15 protein-coding genes are annotated in these 16,727 nt (G+C 44.4%); 9 read left to right on the top strand and 6 right to left on the bottom strand.

All coding sequences use genetic code 11. The features are described from left to right. Positions 1 to 101 precede the first annotated feature (101 nt). The 5 genes from rplT to AB4323_RS16980 form a co-directional block, all read right to left on the bottom strand. Positions 102 to 455, bottom strand: a complete 354-nt coding sequence (gene rplT, locus AB4323_RS16960) for a 50S ribosomal protein L20 (protein ID WP_004733517.1) — start codon at positions 453 to 455, stop codon at positions 102 to 104. 42 nt (positions 456 to 497) lie between these two features. Then, on the bottom strand, positions 498 to 692 hold the full coding sequence (rpmI, locus tag AB4323_RS16965; RefSeq protein WP_004738430.1) for a 50S ribosomal protein L35: 195 nt from the start codon (positions 690 to 692) through the stop codon (positions 498 to 500). 104 nt (positions 693 to 796) lie between these two features. Beyond that, the gene (infC, locus tag AB4323_RS16970) at positions 797 to 1,348 is read right to left on the bottom strand and encodes a translation initiation factor IF-3 (protein ID WP_076654893.1); all 552 of its coding nucleotides are present in this window, start codon (positions 1,346 to 1,348) and stop codon (positions 797 to 799) included. A 2-nt stretch (positions 1,349 to 1,350) separates the two neighbouring features. Then, entirely contained in the window at positions 1,351 to 3,279 is a 1,929-nt protein-coding gene (gene thrS / locus AB4323_RS16975) for a threonine--tRNA ligase (RefSeq protein WP_372152959.1), read from the bottom strand. Positions 3,280 to 3,776: 497 nt separating this feature from the next. After that, positions 3,777 to 5,432 carry a GMC family oxidoreductase gene (locus AB4323_RS16980; protein ID WP_102320511.1) on the bottom strand — a complete coding sequence of 552 codons (1,656 nt, stop codon included), beginning with the start codon at positions 5,430 to 5,432 and terminating at the stop codon, positions 3,777 to 3,779. 199 nt (positions 5,433 to 5,631) lie between these two features. On the opposite strand from AB4323_RS16980, the gene AB4323_RS16985 reads away from it, so the two are divergent. The 5 genes from AB4323_RS16985 (at position 5,632) to AB4323_RS17005 (ending at position 10,816) form a co-directional block, all read left to right on the top strand. Continuing rightward, on the top strand, positions 5,632 to 6,861 hold the full coding sequence (locus AB4323_RS16985) for a TRAP transporter substrate-binding protein (protein WP_198594319.1): 1,230 nt from the start codon (positions 5,632 to 5,634) through the stop codon (positions 6,859 to 6,861). Between the two features lie 40 nt (positions 6,862 to 6,901). After that, positions 6,902 to 7,471 carry a TRAP transporter small permease gene (locus tag AB4323_RS16990; protein WP_017059783.1) on the top strand — a complete coding sequence of 190 codons (570 nt, stop codon included), beginning with the start codon at positions 6,902 to 6,904 and terminating at the stop codon, positions 7,469 to 7,471. Next, complete coding sequence (locus AB4323_RS16995) at positions 7,468 to 8,751, top strand: TRAP transporter large permease (protein ID WP_017059782.1); 1,284 nt, start codon at positions 7,468 to 7,470, stop codon at positions 8,749 to 8,751. Before AB4323_RS16990 ends, AB4323_RS16995 begins: the two co-directional genes overlap by 4 nt. A 73-nt stretch (positions 8,752 to 8,824) precedes the next feature. Further along, positions 8,825 to 9,622 (top strand): IclR family transcriptional regulator, encoded by a 798-nt coding sequence (locus tag AB4323_RS17000; RefSeq protein ID WP_017059781.1) that lies wholly within the window; start codon positions 8,825 to 8,827, stop codon positions 9,620 to 9,622. Positions 9,623 to 9,832: 210 nt separating this feature from the next. Further along, on the top strand, positions 9,833 to 10,816 hold the full coding sequence (locus AB4323_RS17005) for a DUF3187 family protein (RefSeq protein WP_372148530.1): 984 nt from the start codon (positions 9,833 to 9,835) through the stop codon (positions 10,814 to 10,816). A gap of 119 nt (positions 10,817 to 10,935) precedes the next feature. Here AB4323_RS17005 and AB4323_RS17010 read toward each other — a convergent pair whose 3' ends face one another. After that, positions 10,936 to 11,679 carry a sporulation protein gene (locus AB4323_RS17010; protein ID WP_372152961.1) on the bottom strand — a complete coding sequence of 248 codons (744 nt, stop codon included), beginning with the start codon at positions 11,677 to 11,679 and terminating at the stop codon, positions 10,936 to 10,938. A gap of 181 nt (positions 11,680 to 11,860) precedes the next feature. On the opposite strand from AB4323_RS17010, the gene hutC reads away from it, so the two are divergent. The 4 genes from hutC to hutU all read left to right on the top strand — a co-directional run bounded on the left by hutC (position 11,861) and on the right by hutU (position 16,720). Beyond that, on the top strand, positions 11,861 to 12,574 hold the full coding sequence (gene hutC, locus AB4323_RS17015; RefSeq protein ID WP_017072048.1) for a histidine utilization repressor: 714 nt from the start codon (positions 11,861 to 11,863) through the stop codon (positions 12,572 to 12,574). 113 nt (positions 12,575 to 12,687) lie between these two features. After that, positions 12,688 to 13,938, top strand: coding sequence for an imidazolonepropionase (gene hutI / locus AB4323_RS17020; RefSeq protein WP_372152963.1), 1,251 nt, complete (start codon positions 12,688 to 12,690; stop codon positions 13,936 to 13,938). Beyond that, a complete protein-coding gene (hutG, locus tag AB4323_RS17025) occupies positions 13,925 to 14,953 on the top strand; it encodes a formimidoylglutamase (RefSeq protein ID WP_372152964.1) in 1,029 nt (342 codons plus the stop codon). The genes hutI and hutG overlap by 14 nt, the downstream gene beginning before the upstream one ends. A gap of 72 nt (positions 14,954 to 15,025) precedes the next feature. Next, positions 15,026 to 16,720 (top strand): urocanate hydratase, encoded by a 1,695-nt coding sequence (gene hutU / locus AB4323_RS17030; protein ID WP_017063597.1) that lies wholly within the window; start codon positions 15,026 to 15,028, stop codon positions 16,718 to 16,720. The last annotated feature ends 7 nt before the right edge of the window (positions 16,721 to 16,727 follow it).

Here is a 16,727-nt window from a genome sequence, read left to right on the forward strand (position 1 = left end):
CGAGATGCGAGATGCGAGAGAGTATGGCAAAGCCAAATTACAGGCAATAAAAAAGGAGAACCGAAGTTCTCCTTTTCTTAAACCTTTAAGCTAACTCTAAATTATAGAGATGCTTTCGCTTTTTCAACTAGAACAGCAAATGCTGCTTTGTCGAATACTGCGATGTCAGCAAGAATCTTACGGTCGATCTCGATAGATGCTTTCTTTAGGCCATTGATGAAACGGCTGTAAGATAGACCATTTTGACGAGATGCCGCGTTGATACGTGCAATCCAAAGTTGACGGAATTGACGTTTCTTGTTGCGACGGTCACGGTAAGCGTATTGACCAGCTTTGGTAACTGCTTGGAAAGCTACGCGGTAAACACGTGAACGTGCTCCGTAGTAACCTTTAGCTTGTTTTAGAACTTTCTTATGACGTGCACGAGCTTGTACACCACGTTTTACGCGAGGCATTATGCTTCTCCTAAACTAAACGAATTTATAAACTAAAAAGAATTAAGCGTATGGCATCATACGTAGAACTTGAGCAACTTCACATTTAGGAAGGATCGAGTTCGGACGTAGCTGACGCTTGTTCTTAGTAGTACGCTTAGTCAGGATGTGACGTTTACCAGCGTGCTTAAACTTAATACCACCAGCAGTTTTCTGGAAACGCTTAGCAGCACCTTTGTTGGTTTTCATCTTAGGCATGATGAATAACTCCGCATTGTTGAGTTGTTAATAACATAGTAATTAGGGCGAATAAAACCCCACAACCTGAGGCTGCAGGGTTCAATTACTTGCAAAGCCGTTAATTACTTCTTTTTAGGGGCCAACACCATGATCATCTGGCGACCTTCAATTCTCGTTGGGAAAGATTCGACTACTGCAAATTCTTCAGTATCCGCTTTCAAACGATTAAGAACGTCAACACCGATTTCTTGGTGAGCCATTTCGCGGCCACGGAAGCGAATTGTTACCTTCACTTTGTTGCCGTCTTCTAGGAAACCAGTCAGGTTGCGTAGTTTTACCTGATAGTCTCCAATATCAGTTCCAGGTCGGAATTTAATTTCCTTGATCTGAACCTGCTTTTGCTTCTTCTTCTGCTCTTTCGCAGCTTTGCTCTTCTCGAAGAGGAACTTACCGTAGTCCATCACACGACAAACTGGCGGCTCGGCGTTAGGGCTGATCTCTACAAGATCCATACCAGCTTCATTTGCAGCTTCCATCGCTTCAGCGATTGATACTACACCAACAGCTTCGCCGTCTGCGCCAGTTAGACGCACTTCACGAACGCCACGAATGTCACCGTTTAAACGGTGCTGGTTTTGTTTGGCCGGTTGTTGGCCACGTCTTCCGCCTTTAATAGCTATTCCTCCAGATTGAGCTTACGGCTTGAAACCTCGGCTTGGATGTATGAAATAAAGTCATCCACTTTAAATTTGCCAAGGTCCTTACCTTTACGTGTACGTACTGCAATTTCGCCGGCTTCCATTTCTTGGTCACCACACACAAGCATGAACGGTACACGTTTCAAAGTATGTTCGCGGATTTTAAAGCCAATCTTCTCATTTCTCAAGTCTGCTTTGACTCTAAATCCACTTTTTTGCAGTTTTTTCGTAATTTCTTGTACATATTCAGACTGTTTGTCTGTAATGCCCATTACAACTGCTTGTTCTGGCGCCAACCACGTTGGGAAGAAGCCAGCGTATTCTTCAATAAGAATACCGATGAAGCGTTCTAGTGAACCTAAAATCGCGCGGTGGATCATAACTGGCGTGTGACGCTCGTTATCTTCACCTACGTAAGTAGCACCTAAACGTTCTGGTAATGCAAAATCGAGCTGCACTGTACCACATTGCCAAGCGCGGTCCAAACAATCATGCAAAGTAAATTCAATCTTAGGTCCGTAGAACGCACCCTCGCCTTCTTGAATCTCGTATGCAATGTCCATTGCCTCTAGCGCTTGCTTAAGGTCAGCCTCTGCACGGTCCCACATTTCGTCTGAACCTACACGCTGCTCTGGACGAGTAGATAGCTTAACAACAATGCTTTCGAAGCCGAAAGTTGTGTAAGTATCGTAAACCATTTCAATACAAGCTTTCACTTCTTGTTGAACTTGGTCTTCAGTACAGAATACGTGAGCATCATCTTGAGTGAAGCCACGAACACGCATAATGCCATGAAGTGCGCCAGACGGCTCGTTACGGTGACATGAGCCGAACTCAGCCATACGTAGCGGTAGATCACGGTAAGATTTCAAACCTTGGTTGAAGATTTGAACGTGACCAGGACAGTTCATTGGCTTAATAGCGTATTCACGGTTCTCTGAAGAAGTAGTGAACATCGCTTCAGCGTACTTATCCCAGTGGCCAGAGCGTTCCCAAAGAACACGGTCCATCATTAATGGGCCTTTAACTTCTTGGTAATCGTACTCAGTCAGTTTCTGACGAATAAATACTTCTAGCTCACGGAAGATAGTCCAACCGTTGTGGTGCCAGAACACCATGCCTGGTGCTTCTTGCTGCATGTGGAATAGGTCAAGCGCTTTACCGATTTTACGGTGGTCACGTTTAGCCGCTTCTTCTAGGCGTACAAGGTGAGCTTTAAGCGCCTTCTTGTCGTGGAATGCAGTACCGTAGATACGTTGAAGCATCTTGTTGTCACTGTTACCACGCCAATATGCACCCGCTACGTTAAGTAGAGTGAAGTGCTGACAGAAGCTCATGTTAGGCACGTGTGGGCCACGACACATATCGATGTATTCTTCGTGATGGTACAGACCTGGACGATCGTCGTTAGAAACATTCTCGTCCAAGATTTCAATCTTGTAAGTCTCGCCGCGAGCTTCGAATGCGTCACGCGCTTCCTGCCAGCTAACTTTCTTCTTAACAACCTGATACTTGGTCTTCGCTAGCTCTTTCATACGCTTTTCAATCTTTTCTAGATCTTCTTGCGTTAGAGAGTGCTCAAGGTCGATATCGTAGTAGAAACCGTTATCGATGGTAGGACCGATCGCCATTTTCGCTTCTGGAAAAAGCTGCTTAACCGCGTGGCCTAAAAGGTGAGCACAAGAGTGACGAACGATCTCAAGGCCATCAACTTCATCTTTAGCAGTGATGATTTCTAGGCTTGCATCGTTTTCGATAAGATCACAAGCATCAACTCGCTCGCCGTCTACACGACCAGCAATGGTTGCTTTCGCAAGACCAGGACCGATTGATAGGGCAACATCTAGAGTTGATACAGGGTTGTCAAATTGACGCTGACTACCGTCAGGAAGAGTAATAATTGGCATTATTTGTCCTTTACAGTGGTGTTGCACACCAAGCAACACATGAAAATGTTTAATATATGTCTTTCAATCAACGAGTACGCTGATTGGGGATATATGCATAATAAATATACCCACATAGAAGCAAATACAGATGCCCTATTTGTAGGTATCCGAGCATTGTAACGAAATAATATAAAATGACAATGATGCGCTGTGGGTATGGCGCCGAAGCCGCCCCTCTCCCCTGCAGTCAAATTCAGGCAATTCGCACGCCTATCGTGTTATAGACGCAATAAGTCTTCTTGCATAGGATTGATGAAGCGAAACAAAAGAGGTAAATGTAGGGTATTGATATTCTGAGCCTCAACCATTCTTTTTACTCTGAACAAAAATATAGACTCATAAGAGTAATTTTTGGGAGTATTTTCGTCAGTGGTTTGGCAAATGACTTATTGGCAGGGAACACTATTTGGGGCTGTAATACATCTAACCTAGAGATTAAATTTAGCCCCGATGCATTAAATCGCTTCTTCGCACAATTTTGCTGACTTTGATTTAGACAGACTAGTTTCTTTTTTTATCATAGCTGCACATTTTTCACCGATCATAATAGACGGTGCATTAGTATTTCCCGACACAATAATAGGCATGATAGATGCATCCGCTACTCTTAAGCTTTTTAGCCCATGAACTTTTAGCTCATTATCAACGACTGCCATTGCATCATTGCCCATCTTACAAGTACCAACGGGGTGATAGATGGATTGACTGTATTTTGTCGCAGCTTCCAACAATTGTTCATCCGTTTGATACTTTGAACCTGGTACAAACTCTTCAGAAATAACCGAAGATAAAGGACTCGCATCGGTGATTTCTCTCGCTACCTTTATCGCGTTTATTGCAACAGCTTTATCTTTAGGGTGCGAGAGATAGTTAGGTTGGATACTAGGGTGCACGGAGTAGTCTTTGCTGGTGATCTTCACACGACCTCGACTTTCAGGACGCAATTGACAAACCGAAGTAGTAAAGGCCGAAAATGGGTGCACTCCTTCTCCAGGTTTGTCCGCACTGAGTGGCTGCATATGAAACTGTATGTCAGGCCTTGTTAAGTCAGAGGAAGACTGAGTGAAAATACATACCTGACTAGCAGCCAACGTTAAAGGACCTTTGCGAAACAGAGCATATTTAACTCCCACTGTCAGTTTATGCAAAGGTGTTCTCAACTCATCGTTCAGTGTTGTACAACTAGTTTTGTAGACCAGACGAATTTGTAAATGGTCTTGAAGGTTTTCTCCAACTCCAGGTAAATGATGAACGCAATCAACACCTACTGCTTCTAACTCCGCTCTGTTGCCAACTCCAGACAACTGTAATATTTGCGGTGAGCCAATTGCACCAGCACTGACAATAATCTCTTTAGCTGCCGAAACATACATTGCTTTTCCATTGCAAAAAAATTCAACACCTTTTGCTGTCTTATCGACAATATCAAGCTTGGAGGTATGTGCATGAGTCAATATTGTTAAATTATGGCGCTTTCGAGCCGACGTTAAAAAAGCTTTTGCACTGCTGCACCTCAACCCATTAAATGCTGTCTGCTGAAAATAGCCTACTCCTTCTTGGTTCTCACCATTAAAATCATCATTCCAAGGAATACCTACCTCTTGAGCTGCCTCCACAAATCGTTCGGCAATATCCCGTTTCAGTCTAAGATCTGACACTTTCAACGGCCCATCCACGCCATGGTACTTATCTTTTCCTCGGCTTTGACATTCAGACATTTTAAAATAGGGAAGCACGTCGTCATAACTCCACCCCTCATTACCAAGTGACGCCCAGTCGTTATAATCTTCTTTTTGCCCACGTATATATAGCAACCCGTTCAAGGAGCTGCTCCCACCAAGTACTTTGCCTCTAGGCCATTGTAATTGTCGATTATCAATACCTTCATCACGATCGGTTAGATAACACCAATCAGTTGACGGGTTGTGCATGGTTTTAAAATAACCAACCGGGATATGAATCCAAGGATTCCAATCTCGACCACCAGCCTCAAGTAATAACACTGAAACATCTGGATCCTCACTTAAACGACTAGCAATTGCGCACCCAGCCGACCCCGCCCCTACAACAACATAATCAAAGACACCCACATCCTTATGTAACCTTCCCATAACAAAATCTCCTTTGTATTTTCATAAATCGAGACACAGCGTCCCAAAAAACATAAACCAATAACAATAATTAGTAAATATCGAGAGAATATGAATTGTTTTTTGTTGACTTATCGCACACTAATAACAATCCAACTTGGACATTTAACATTTTTTAAACAAGTGTAATTGGGCTATTTACATGAATCAGGATGGGTACATGAGAACTTCAAAAGACAAACCATATAGCCGACGCGACTTTTTTAATGTTGCAAAGCGTGCCGGGCTTACATCAGCTTTATTCGCTGCAGGGACATTAGGGACAGGGGCTACCTTAAGTAGCCTGGCAAATGCGTCGGAAAGCGTATCTCGAACTCGAGAAAAGAAAAAACCAATCGTAGTCTTAAAGTTTGGAGCCTCTGGCTTTAATGAACAAAACTTAGATATCCAAAAGTCGGGACAATTATTTTTCGCTAGAGATCTTGAAGAAAGAACAAATGGTGAAATACAAGTTGAATTCTTTGGCTCCAATCAACTATGTGGGCAATTGGATTGTATAAGAAAAACTCAGCAAGGAATCGTTGACATATATTCCGCATCTACACAAAACTCCGCTGCTGGTGCGCCATACATGAATGTTCTTGATTTTGCATACATGTTCCCTACGCGAGCTTCGCAATTTCATTTTTTTTATGACAAACGAAGCGAATCATTGTTTCGTGAACCATTACGTAAACGCCACAACATTCAATTCCTATTCACGCACTGTGACTTACGTGGACTCATGTTAGGCAACAAATGGAAAGACAAACCCTTGGTTACGTCGCTAGCCGATATTCAAGGCACCAAAAACCGAGTAACAGGAACCCAGTTAGGGCGTATCGCCATGGAGCAACTCAATCTCAACCCTGTACCAGTTGCCTGGGCTGAAACAATTGATGGGCTCCGACAAGGACTACTTGATGGTGCGGAAACTTGGATGAGCGCAGCAGCATATTCAGGAATGACATCAGTAATATCTCAAGCGATCGATTTACGCATGTTCTCTGGCAACGAGAGTACAGCTATGAATTACGACGTTTTTGAAAAGTTAAGCGATAAACATAAAGAAGCGGTCATGGAATCTGCATATTGTGCACAAATTTTTACTCACGGAATGAATGAAGGTGGGTTGTACGAAATTATTGGTGCACAAACTCACCCTAACGAGAATACGCAATTCCGACAAAATAATATCCGCTTTGCTGCACTTTCAGATGAAGAGAGATTTAAGGCTGAACAAATATGCTCACCGGAATATAACCCAGAACCATGGCAAAAATGGCGTAATCGTTTAAATGCTTGGGCAGGCGATATTGATATCTATAAAGAAATTCACGGGATTGCTAGAGAACTCCCTAAAGACGCAGCGGTAGTCAACGTCAAACCACAACGTTGGTGGTTAGGTTAATACTCTGACAACCCATTAAATAAAACTAAGGCATGACATCATGAATGAAATCATCAGCACTGCCGTCCACCCGGCAACCTCAGTCAAAAAGTGTTTGTATTGGCTAGATAACAACATAGAAAAATATCTCATTGTGAGCAGCTACTCTATAATGACTGTCATTATCTTCGTTGAAATAATCAGACGTTTTTTCTTTAGTATTCAGGCTCCGTGGAGCACTAGTATCCCTGTACTACTATTTTTATGGCTTACCTGGGTCGGCGCAGCTGTCAATGTCAAAAACCGTACTCACTTATCGCTCACCGAAATTAGATTACGCCTCCCTTATCAAGCGCAATTTGTATGCCTCATATTAGATGCCGTTCTCTGGCTAGTTTTTGCGGGCGTCGTTCTTTATTTTGCAACAGATCAGGTAAGGATCGCTTACGACAATTTTGCAATTGTTCAAGGAACTGACGATGTCATGCAGTGGTGGTTTTATATGGCAACACCAGTAGGCTGGACATTAATAATCTATCGAGTGATACAGAACTTCTTCCAAGATTGTAAACGGTACATAAATAATGAGCCATTGATAATCCAGACATCATTAGCGGAGAAAGAAGCATGAGTGAAGGTGATTTGATTAGCATTATTAGTGTCATCGTTTTGGTTCTATTTCTAGCAGGCATCCCTATATTTTTAATCATTGGGCTATGGGTTGTTGGGGTTAGTATCGTCATTGACTTTACCCTCGCTAACATCGGTGTAACGCTATTTGAGGGGTTAAACTTTTTCGGCTTACTAGCATTACCTCTTTTCATTCTAACCGGCGATCTAATTAATGCTGCAGGCATTGCAAAACGACTCTCTGATTTTGCGTACTCTATTTTGGGTTCCATTCGTGGTGGTATGGGTATGGCTGCGATTGGAGCTTGTGGGATGTTCGCAGCCATTTCCGGGTCTAATGCTGGGACAACAGCCACAATTGGCTCAATAATGGCTCCAGAAATGAAAAAGAATGGTTACGACGAAAGATTTTCTGCAGCCACAGCAGCATCAGGAGGAACTGTTGGAATTATTATTCCGCCGAGCGTGATATTCATTGTGTATGGCTTCATGATGAACCTTTCCATAACGGATCTGTTTATTGCAGGAATGCTGCCAGGTAGCCTCATGGTATTAGCGATGATGTTCGCATGCCATCTAGTTGCTCGAAAACAAGGATGGGGAACAGTTATTCCTTTTGTCGCAAAGACCAGTTTCAAATATGCAAGACGCGCTTACCTCGGCTTCATTACTATTGGTGTAGTCGTCTACGGCATTTACTCTGGAGCATTCTCACCAACAGAGGCCGCTGCATTCACCGTTGGGTTCACAATTATCGCAGGCTGTATTCTGACCAAAGACTTACATTTCAAAAACATTCCTTCTGTGATGCTCAAATCAGGGCAGATTACAGGGATGCTAGCACCATTAATCGCGATTTCTGTCGTCATGCAACAATTACTTTCCATGATGGGAGTCGGTGAAATAATTGGTAACGCACTTAATGGATTCGGAAGCTATTACGCAGTCTTATTTATGTGTATGGGGATTATACTTTTAGCCGGGATGCTCTTAGAAAGCTTACCGGTTACCATTATTTTAGCTCCAATTCTCGCACCTATTGCCACAGGCATTGGCGTCGATCCGATTCATTTTTCAGTTATCTTCTTAGTCGGAGCTGCAATTGGTTTTGTCACACCACCGTTCGGCTTAAATTTATATGTCGCAAGTAGCGTAACCGGGATCCCTTATGGTAAGTTAGTTCGGTTTGTCATACCTTACTTCACAGCGCTATTTATCTCGTGGGTTTTGATTGCTTTATTACCGAGCATTTCATTATTCTTGGTTCAATTTGGCGGCTAAAGTAGATTAACCGAATTTGCAAGCAATGACCCATTGCTTGCAAATTTATCAGAAAAAACAAAGGAGAAGCAGCATGAGCAATAACGAATCGTCAAGTAATTCAGCACTGTCACGTGCATTTAAGATTACTGAGTTCATCGCTAGTGAGACACGCCCCGTTACAGCGGTTGATATTGCTTTGTTCCTAAACCTTCCTAAGGCCAGCGTACACCGGATACTCAGTCAACTTGAAGAGGAGGATATTATTGCGAGAGATCTCCAAGGTCGCTTCTTGTCTATCGGTTCTCGATTTAAAAAAATGTCTCTAGACGTCCTGTCACATTTTGATGGGCGCGCACCTCGCCAGATGGTTTTAAAAGAATTAACAGACGAAATACAGGAAACCTGTAACTTATCCGTATTAGATGGATATGAATTGTTGTATTTTGAGCGTGTTGAGGCTAATTGGCCTATGATGGTCAACTTAAAATTAGGCTCGAGGTTACCTCTGCACTGTACTGCTAGTGGCAAGCTATTTTTGGCCTTAATGCCAAGAAATAAACGAAAGCAGATACTTTCGACCCTAACACTAGAACCACAAACAAAACATTCGATTACCAACGTCGACGACCTAAACAGAGAGCTCGACGAGATTGGGATTCGTGGTATTAGCATCGACAATGAAGAGCTCATTGAAGGTATGGTTGCCATTGCAGTCCCAGTTTGTGATCAAGACGGAAATATGATTGCAGGCATGGCAATACACGCACCTACATTGAGGTTGAGTGTTAGTGACTTACTCACTAAAGCCGGTAGGTTGAAGCTTGCAGCAAAAAAACTAGAAAGCCTAATGACATTTCAATCCCAGATTACCGATGAGGCGGTAGAGTAACGTGACACGAATAGATGTATCCCAATAGGCCTAAATACCGAGTTCACAAACGAGCACAAGTTAAAATAACAAAGTAACAGGTAGTATTACTTCAATGACTCTTCATTAATCTACAGTGCCTTTGAGCACCGTGGTCTTCATCTCTCTACTTTTAAAACTCACCTTTCGAACTAAGCTATAGATAAGTGACGGAATACGGATGAGGTGCATATGGAGAGACAGGCTACTTTTATATCGTTAATACCCTCTTTGCCGTTAATCATAACTGCTGCTATTTACACTCCAGCGGCTTGGGCCAATAAAGATTACGGCCCCTTAATCAGTTATACCCAAGCACCACTGCAGTCGGTTCGCCTCACCCCGTCGCTCCGTTCAGGCTTCCCTCTTGAAGAGAATAAGGTTGAAGTATTTACAGCCTTAACTGCTGCGAGTATCTGGGCTAACTCCCACGGCTATCACTTAGACTATTATCAAAACCAACTTCAAACAGGCCTGCGATGGCAATTGACTACAGCGTGGCAAGTAGAGCTCAATTACCGCTGGTTATACGCCGCCAATAATCATCTCGACAAAATCACCATTAACTTTCACGACCTATTTAGCATCGACCAAGCAGGTCGAGATCAGAAAGAGAGACACCAATTCGACATCTATGCACCAGACCATGGCGTCAATAATCGAGACTTCTCCGGCGACACATTGACTAGCGCTTTCACGCTCTACACCCAATATCAGATCATAGATATAGAAAACCATGGCTTATCTTTTGGCGTCTCCCTTTATCATAACAAAGTCAGCCACGGTGCATTTAAGGGAAACAGCACCGAACAAAGCGCTCAACTCAATTATGCATACCAACTCGACATCAATACCTTCTATACAAGCTTAGGATTAGCGAATCAGTCCAGTAGAGAAGTGGAGAATAGCTTTTCACATAAAAAAACGACATGGTCATGGATGGGAGGATATCAACTCACGCTATTTGAAAATCATGAGTTACACCTAGAGTATCGTTGGTATGAAGGCGCAGAAGACGGTGAAACTGAGTTTTCAGAAGCCGCGAATGAAATGATGTTTGGCTATCGCTATCTCATGCAACGCTCGGCAATTGAGATATCCATAATCGAGAACATTTTCAATATGGACAACTCCACCGATGTTGCTTTTCAATTGGCCTATCGGCACCAGTGGTAAACCCATTTCAGGACGGGGCAGATAGTAGAATCAAAAAAGCCGAACGGATAAGTTCGGCTATAGAAATCGTACTGTCTTGTCTCTATTAATAGAAAAAGCGACTACTAACAGAAAGGGAACTACGCACTCATGATTCTTGATACAGCGTTACGAATGTCTGAATCGGCAGCGTTCGCAGGCAAGCTGAATGAGACGTATTGATCGCCACGGAAGCTCATTGAGCGATCGATTTCTGCTAGGCAGTGAACCATTGAGCCTTCAACGATGAATGACAGCTCGATCTCTTTATTATTCATGAAACCGCCGCTGCGAAATTCAATCTCTTGGTAACAACCCGAACGAGAAGCAAAGTTGTTGCCTTTTAAGAAGCCCTTCTCTACGTCAGCTTTCACCATTGCCATACCGGATGCTTCCACGCCTTGGATGATTTTAGCAACTGTTGGCAGTGGGTGTACGGAGATAAAGTCACGGTCTTTAGGGTCAATCGCGAAGCCTATATCTAGGTTGGTTTCAACCCACACATGGCATTGGTTCATTTGTGCGTTCAACGCGGTGACTGGCGTTTCATCATTTAACTTAAGTCGGAATGGAACCAGTTTGGTTTCGCCCGGTTGGATAACGAAAGGCTCTACCGCTTGAATACGACCCAGTGAAAAGGTTTCGTAGCTGGTACTGTCTTCCGTTTCTACTTTTACTTCTGTGTTGAGAACCAAGTTAATCAAGTCGATTTGTTGCTCAACGTCGCCACCAACAATGTGAACATTGCCAGACAACTCTCCACCTTGGAAAACTTCAATATTATCTAAGACAGTATCAACCTTTGCTGCACCGATGCCCAACGAGGCCTTTAATTTCTTAAACATATTATTTCCCTTTCTAATCATCTGATTTACGAATAGTTATTACGTGACAATTTGCGACACTTGCCTCACAGAATCAAGCAATTTGCCCCACCTATGTTGAATAAGGTCACATTGCCCGAGGAAATGTTGAAATCGTGAAAAATTCCGTTACTCTATTTGTATAGTCAAATAAGGTTTCATTATGTCGAAAGCGCCGCTCTACCTTCAGATAAAACAGTTCATAGACGATAATATCAACAGTGGTCACTGGCCAGTGGGTTACCAGATAACCACAGAACTCGAACTCACAGAGCAGTTCAATGTGAGTCGAATGACGGTCAATAAAGCCATTCGAGATCTTGTGTCTGAAGGCAAACTCATCAGGAAGCCAAGGCTAGGTACTTTTGTTTGTGAACCAGACGAAAAAGCGCAATCTCCGCTGCTTGATATCAACAACATCGCACAAGAGATCAAAGACCGAGGTCAAACGTATGCTAGCCAGGTTATCAAGCACAAGAGCATCAAGGCAGATGAAAGCACCGCGACACGGTTAGGTGTGATGATCAATGCCGAAGTATTCTATAGTGAAATCATCCACTTTGCTGACAACACACCGATTCAATTGGAAGCGCGCTGGGTGAACTCGCAAGCCGCACCAAAATACCTAGAGCAAGACTTTTCAACCTCTACACCCAATGAATACCTTTCAAAAAGCTGCCCGTTGAGTGCAATCGAGCACACGGTTGAAGCCATTATTCCTGACTCTCAAATCAGAACGTCACTAAAGCTATCTGAATCAGAACCTTGCCTACTTTTGAATAGAAGAACATGGAGTAAAGAGCGCCTCATCAGCTTTGCATTGCTCTACCATCCTGGTTCTAAGTACAAATTAAGCTCCAAGATACTTCTAAATTAAAGAACATCATCCTGATCGCCGATCACATTTTTGCAACATCGACTTGATTCGGGTCAGCGTTTAGCCTATTTATTTGTATATACATTTAATGTTTAGAAAAGATCTAGGTGATTATGAATTTGATCCTCAAAAATGCACGAGTGGTCTCCATGAGCTCGGGAGTCGACGGTTATCAGCCCTCTTCCCCTCAAGATATCGTTATCGAAAGCGGTAAAATCGTGTCCATCTCTTGTTCAAACCAAGGCGCACTTGCTTCTGAGTTAGAACAAGTACGTGTTGATGGTTCTTTGGATTACGTCACCTATGACTGCAAGAACAAGCTAGTGACACCCGGATTAATTGATTGCCACACTCACCTCGTATTTGCGGGTAATCGTGCCAATGAATTTGAGCAGCGTTTGAATGGTGTGTCTTACACCGACATCGCCAAGCAAGGCGGCGGCATTCTAGCGACAGTCACTGCAACACGCGCAGTGCAAGAGTCTGAGCTGGTTGAAATGGCATTACCGAGACTTGATGGCCTACTAAGAAGTGGCGTAACCAGCATCGAAGTAAAATCTGGCTATGGTTTAACACTTGATGATGAACTCAAAATGTTACGCGCAGCCAAAGCTTTAGAGAATCATCGCCGAATTAAGATCACCACTACTCTCCTTGCAGCGCATGCTGTGCCACCCGAATACAAAGAGCAACCGGACAGCTATATCGATCTGGTTTGCCAAGAGATCATTCCTAAAGCTGCAGAGCAAGGGCTCGCCGATGCGGTTGACGTGTTTTGCGAATCTATCGGCTTCAACCTAGAACAAACCGAACGTGTATTTGCAGCAGCCAAAGCACATGGCCTCGCGATTAAAGGCCACACTGAACAACTTTCGAATATGGGTGGCAGCGCGCTTGCAGCTAAATACGGCGCACTCTCTGTTGACCATGTTGAATACCTTGATGAAACCGGAGTAAAAGCACTGGCAGAATCAGGCACAGTTGCCACCTTGCTACCCGGTGCTTTCTACTTCCTGAAAGAGACTCAACAGCCACCTATTGCTTTACTTCGTGAACACAAAATCCCAATGGCGATCGCGACCGACCTAAACCCCGGCACATCTCCCTTTGCAGACTTAACGCTGATGATGAACATGAGCTGCACCCTGTTTGGTACGACGCCTGAAGAAGCGCTACGCGGTGTAACTTGTAACGCGGCGGCTGCCATTGGTAAGTCACAAACCAAAGGCAAAGTCGAAATCGGTTATGCCGCAGATTTGGCTATCTGGAACATCGACCACCCTGCAGATCTAAGCTATCAAGTCGGTGTTCCTCACCTGCATAAACGCATTGTTAATGGCGAGGTGTGTCATGACTCAATCTAAATCCAACGGTATCCAAGAGAACGCAACAACCGTGCATAACTTTGTGTGGACCGGACGTAATGATCTTGAAGATGGCGCACTCGGTACTCGCGTTCATCACATTACCAAGCAAGTGCAAAGTAGTGAGTTAAGTGACAAGCTGACTGACGGTGATATCGCCTTGGTAGGCTTTGCCAGCGATGCCGGTGTTGCAAGAAATAAAGGACGCGTGGGCGCGAAACAAGCACCTAACTTGATACGCCAAGCGTTGGCGAATATGGCTTGGCACAGTGACGCACACATCGCCGATCTTGGTGATATCGAGTGCAATGATGGTCAATTAGAAGTGAGCCAGAAGCAGTGCGCTACTGTGATTGCCAATGCGCTATCAACCAACAAAGTGATTACCCTTGGCGGCGGTCACGAAGTCGCTTGGGCTTCTTTCCAAGGCCTAGCTGAGCATCTTCACAGAACTCAATCAGATCACAAACCTAAGATAGGTATCGTTAACTTTGATGCTCACTTTGATCTTCGTGAATTTGAAAGCGACATCGCTGACGTCAAACCAAGCTCAGGCACACCCTTTAATCAGATTAGCGAATACTGCCACACACATCAGTGGCCATTTCATTACGCGTGTCTCGGTGTAAGTGCCGCCAGCAATACCAAAGCACTTTTCAACAAAGCCGACCGACTTGGTGTGTGGTACGAACATGATCGCGATATCACCCAAGTAAACCAAATTGCTCAACTGGTTAAGTTGCAAAAATTCATCGCTGAGTGTGATTACCTCTATCTCACTATTGATCTCGATGTCTTCCCAGCGGCGACTGCGCCGGGTGTTAGTGCACCAGCGGCAAGAGGCGTGAGCTATGAAGCGCTTGCTCCTTTTCTAGAACAGATTTTCCAACACAGTGAAAAACTCATTATCGCGGACATAGCGGAATACAACCCAGACTACGACGTCGATGGCCAAACGGCTCGATTAGCGGCTCGTTTATGTTGGGATATTGCCAGTGCAATGGCCAGCGACTAATCCAGCTATACCGATAACTACAACTACAACTACAACTACAACGATATAACGTGAAACAGAAGGAATTCCAAAATGACGGAACACCACAACAGTGACCCTCGTCTCGACACGACTCGCGAAATTCGCGCACCTCACGGCACCACTTTGCGCGCTAAATCTTGGTTAACAGAAGCACCACTGCGTATGCTGATGAACAACCTAGACCCTGATGTGGCAGAACACCCACATGCACTGGTTGTGTATGGCGGTATTGGTCGCGCGGCACGTGATTGGAAATGTTATGACAAAATTGTTGAAGTATTAGAGCGTTTAGAGGACGACCAAACGTTACTTGTTCAATCCGGTAAACCTGTGGGCGTGTTCCCGACTCATAAAAACGCACCTCGCGTACTGATCGCTAACTCGAACCTTGTTCCACACTGGGCGAACTGGGAACACTTCAACGAGCTCGATAAAGAAGGCTTGATGATGTACGGCCAAATGACCGCGGGCAGCTGGATCTACATTGGTTCACAAGGCATCGTTCAAGGTACTTACGAAACCTTTGTCGCTATCGCGAAGAAGCACTTCCAAGGTGAAGCAAACGGCAAGTGGGTTCTAACGGGCGGTCTTGGTGGAATGGGCGGCGCTCAACCTCTTGCTGCAACGATGGCTGGCTTCTCAATGATCGCAGTGGAGTGTGATGAATCACGAATCGACTACCGCTTGCGTACTGGCTATGTAGACAAAAAAGCCACCAGCTTAGATGAAGCGATGGCAATGATTAAAGAGTCAGACACGCCAATCTCTGTTGGCTTATTAGGTAACGCCGCAGACGTCTTCCCAGAGTTAGTTGAACGCAATATCACACCTGATGTGGTGACTGACCAAACCTCTGCCCACGATCCTCTTAACGGCTACTTGCCGCAAGGTTGGACGATGGAGAAAGCCGCACAAGAGCGCTCCATTGATGAAGCAAAAGTGGTGAAAGCCGCTAAGCAATCTATGGCGATTCAAGTACAAGCGATGCTAGACCTGCAATACCGCGGCGCAGCGACCGTGGATTACGGTAATAACATTCGCCAAATGGCACTGGAAGAAGGCGTAGAAAACGCGTTTGATTTCCCGGGTTTCGTTCCGGCTTATATTCGACCTTTATTCTGCGAAGGTATTGGTCCTTTCCGTTGGGCGGCACTATCTGGTGACCCAGAAGACATCTACAAAACAGACCAAAAAGTAAAAGAACTGATTCCAGACAACCCACATCTACATAACTGGCTAGATATGGCGCGTGAACGCATTCAGTTCCAAGGCCTGCCTGCGCGTATTTGTTGGGTTGGCTTGAAAGATCGTGAACGCTTAGGCCAAGCATTCAATGAAATGGTGAAAAATGGCGAACTGAAAGCACCAGTTGTTATCGGTCGTGACCACCTAGATTCAGGTTCAGTAGCAAGCCCGAACCGCGAAACAGAAGGCATGATGGATGGATCAGATGCCGTATCAGATTGGCCTCTATTGAATGCCCTTCTGAACACAGCGGGCGGCGCAACTTGGGTTTCTTTGCACCACGGTGGTGGCGTTGGTATGGGCTTCTCGCAACACTCAGGCATGGTGATTTGTTGTGACGGCAGTGAAGATGCATCACAGCGTATTGCTCGCGTACTTCACAATGACCCAGCAACCGGCGTTATGCGTCATGCTGATGCAGGTTACGATATTGCCAAGCAATGTGCCAAAGAGCAGAAGCTTGATTTACCTATGCTAAACGAAGAACTTCGTCGCCTTTAATGTCTGG

Source organism: Vibrio sp. 10N.261.52.C11, from assembly GCF_041471405.1.
Lineage (GTDB): Bacteria > Pseudomonadota > Gammaproteobacteria > Enterobacterales > Vibrionaceae > Vibrio > Vibrio crassostreae_C.

Excerpts from the sequence above, each read along its gene's own strand:
- thrS (WP_372152959.1), bottom strand. The coding sequence starts at position 3,279 with ATGCCAATTATTACTCTTCCTGACGGTAGTCAGCGTCAATTTGACAAC.
- rpmI (WP_004738430.1), bottom strand. The coding sequence starts at position 692 with ATGCCTAAGATGAAAACCAACAAAGGTGCTGCTAAGCGTTTCCAGAAA.
- AB4323_RS16985 (WP_198594319.1), top strand. The coding sequence starts at position 5,632 with ATGAGAACTTCAAAAGACAAACCATATAGCCGACGCGACTTTTTTAAT.
- rplT (WP_004733517.1), bottom strand. The coding sequence starts at position 455 with ATGCCTCGCGTAAAACGTGGTGTACAAGCTCGTGCACGTCATAAGAAA.
- hutU (WP_017063597.1), top strand. The coding sequence starts at position 15,026 with ATGACGGAACACCACAACAGTGACCCTCGTCTCGACACGACTCGCGAA.
- AB4323_RS17000 (WP_017059781.1), top strand. The coding sequence starts at position 8,825 with ATGAGCAATAACGAATCGTCAAGTAATTCAGCACTGTCACGTGCATTT.
- hutI (WP_372152963.1), top strand. The coding sequence starts at position 12,688 with ATGAATTTGATCCTCAAAAATGCACGAGTGGTCTCCATGAGCTCGGGA.
- hutC (WP_017072048.1), top strand. The coding sequence starts at position 11,861 with ATGTCGAAAGCGCCGCTCTACCTTCAGATAAAACAGTTCATAGACGAT.
- AB4323_RS17005 (WP_372148530.1), top strand. The coding sequence starts at position 9,833 with ATGGAGAGACAGGCTACTTTTATATCGTTAATACCCTCTTTGCCGTTA.
- hutG (WP_372152964.1), top strand. The coding sequence starts at position 13,925 with ATGACTCAATCTAAATCCAACGGTATCCAAGAGAACGCAACAACCGTG.
- AB4323_RS17010 (WP_372152961.1), bottom strand. The coding sequence starts at position 11,679 with ATGTTTAAGAAATTAAAGGCCTCGTTGGGCATCGGTGCAGCAAAGGTT.
- AB4323_RS16990 (WP_017059783.1), top strand. The coding sequence starts at position 6,902 with ATGAATGAAATCATCAGCACTGCCGTCCACCCGGCAACCTCAGTCAAA.
- AB4323_RS16995 (WP_017059782.1), top strand. The coding sequence starts at position 7,468 with ATGAGTGAAGGTGATTTGATTAGCATTATTAGTGTCATCGTTTTGGTT.
- AB4323_RS16980 (WP_102320511.1), bottom strand. The coding sequence starts at position 5,432 with ATGGGAAGGTTACATAAGGATGTGGGTGTCTTTGATTATGTTGTTGTA.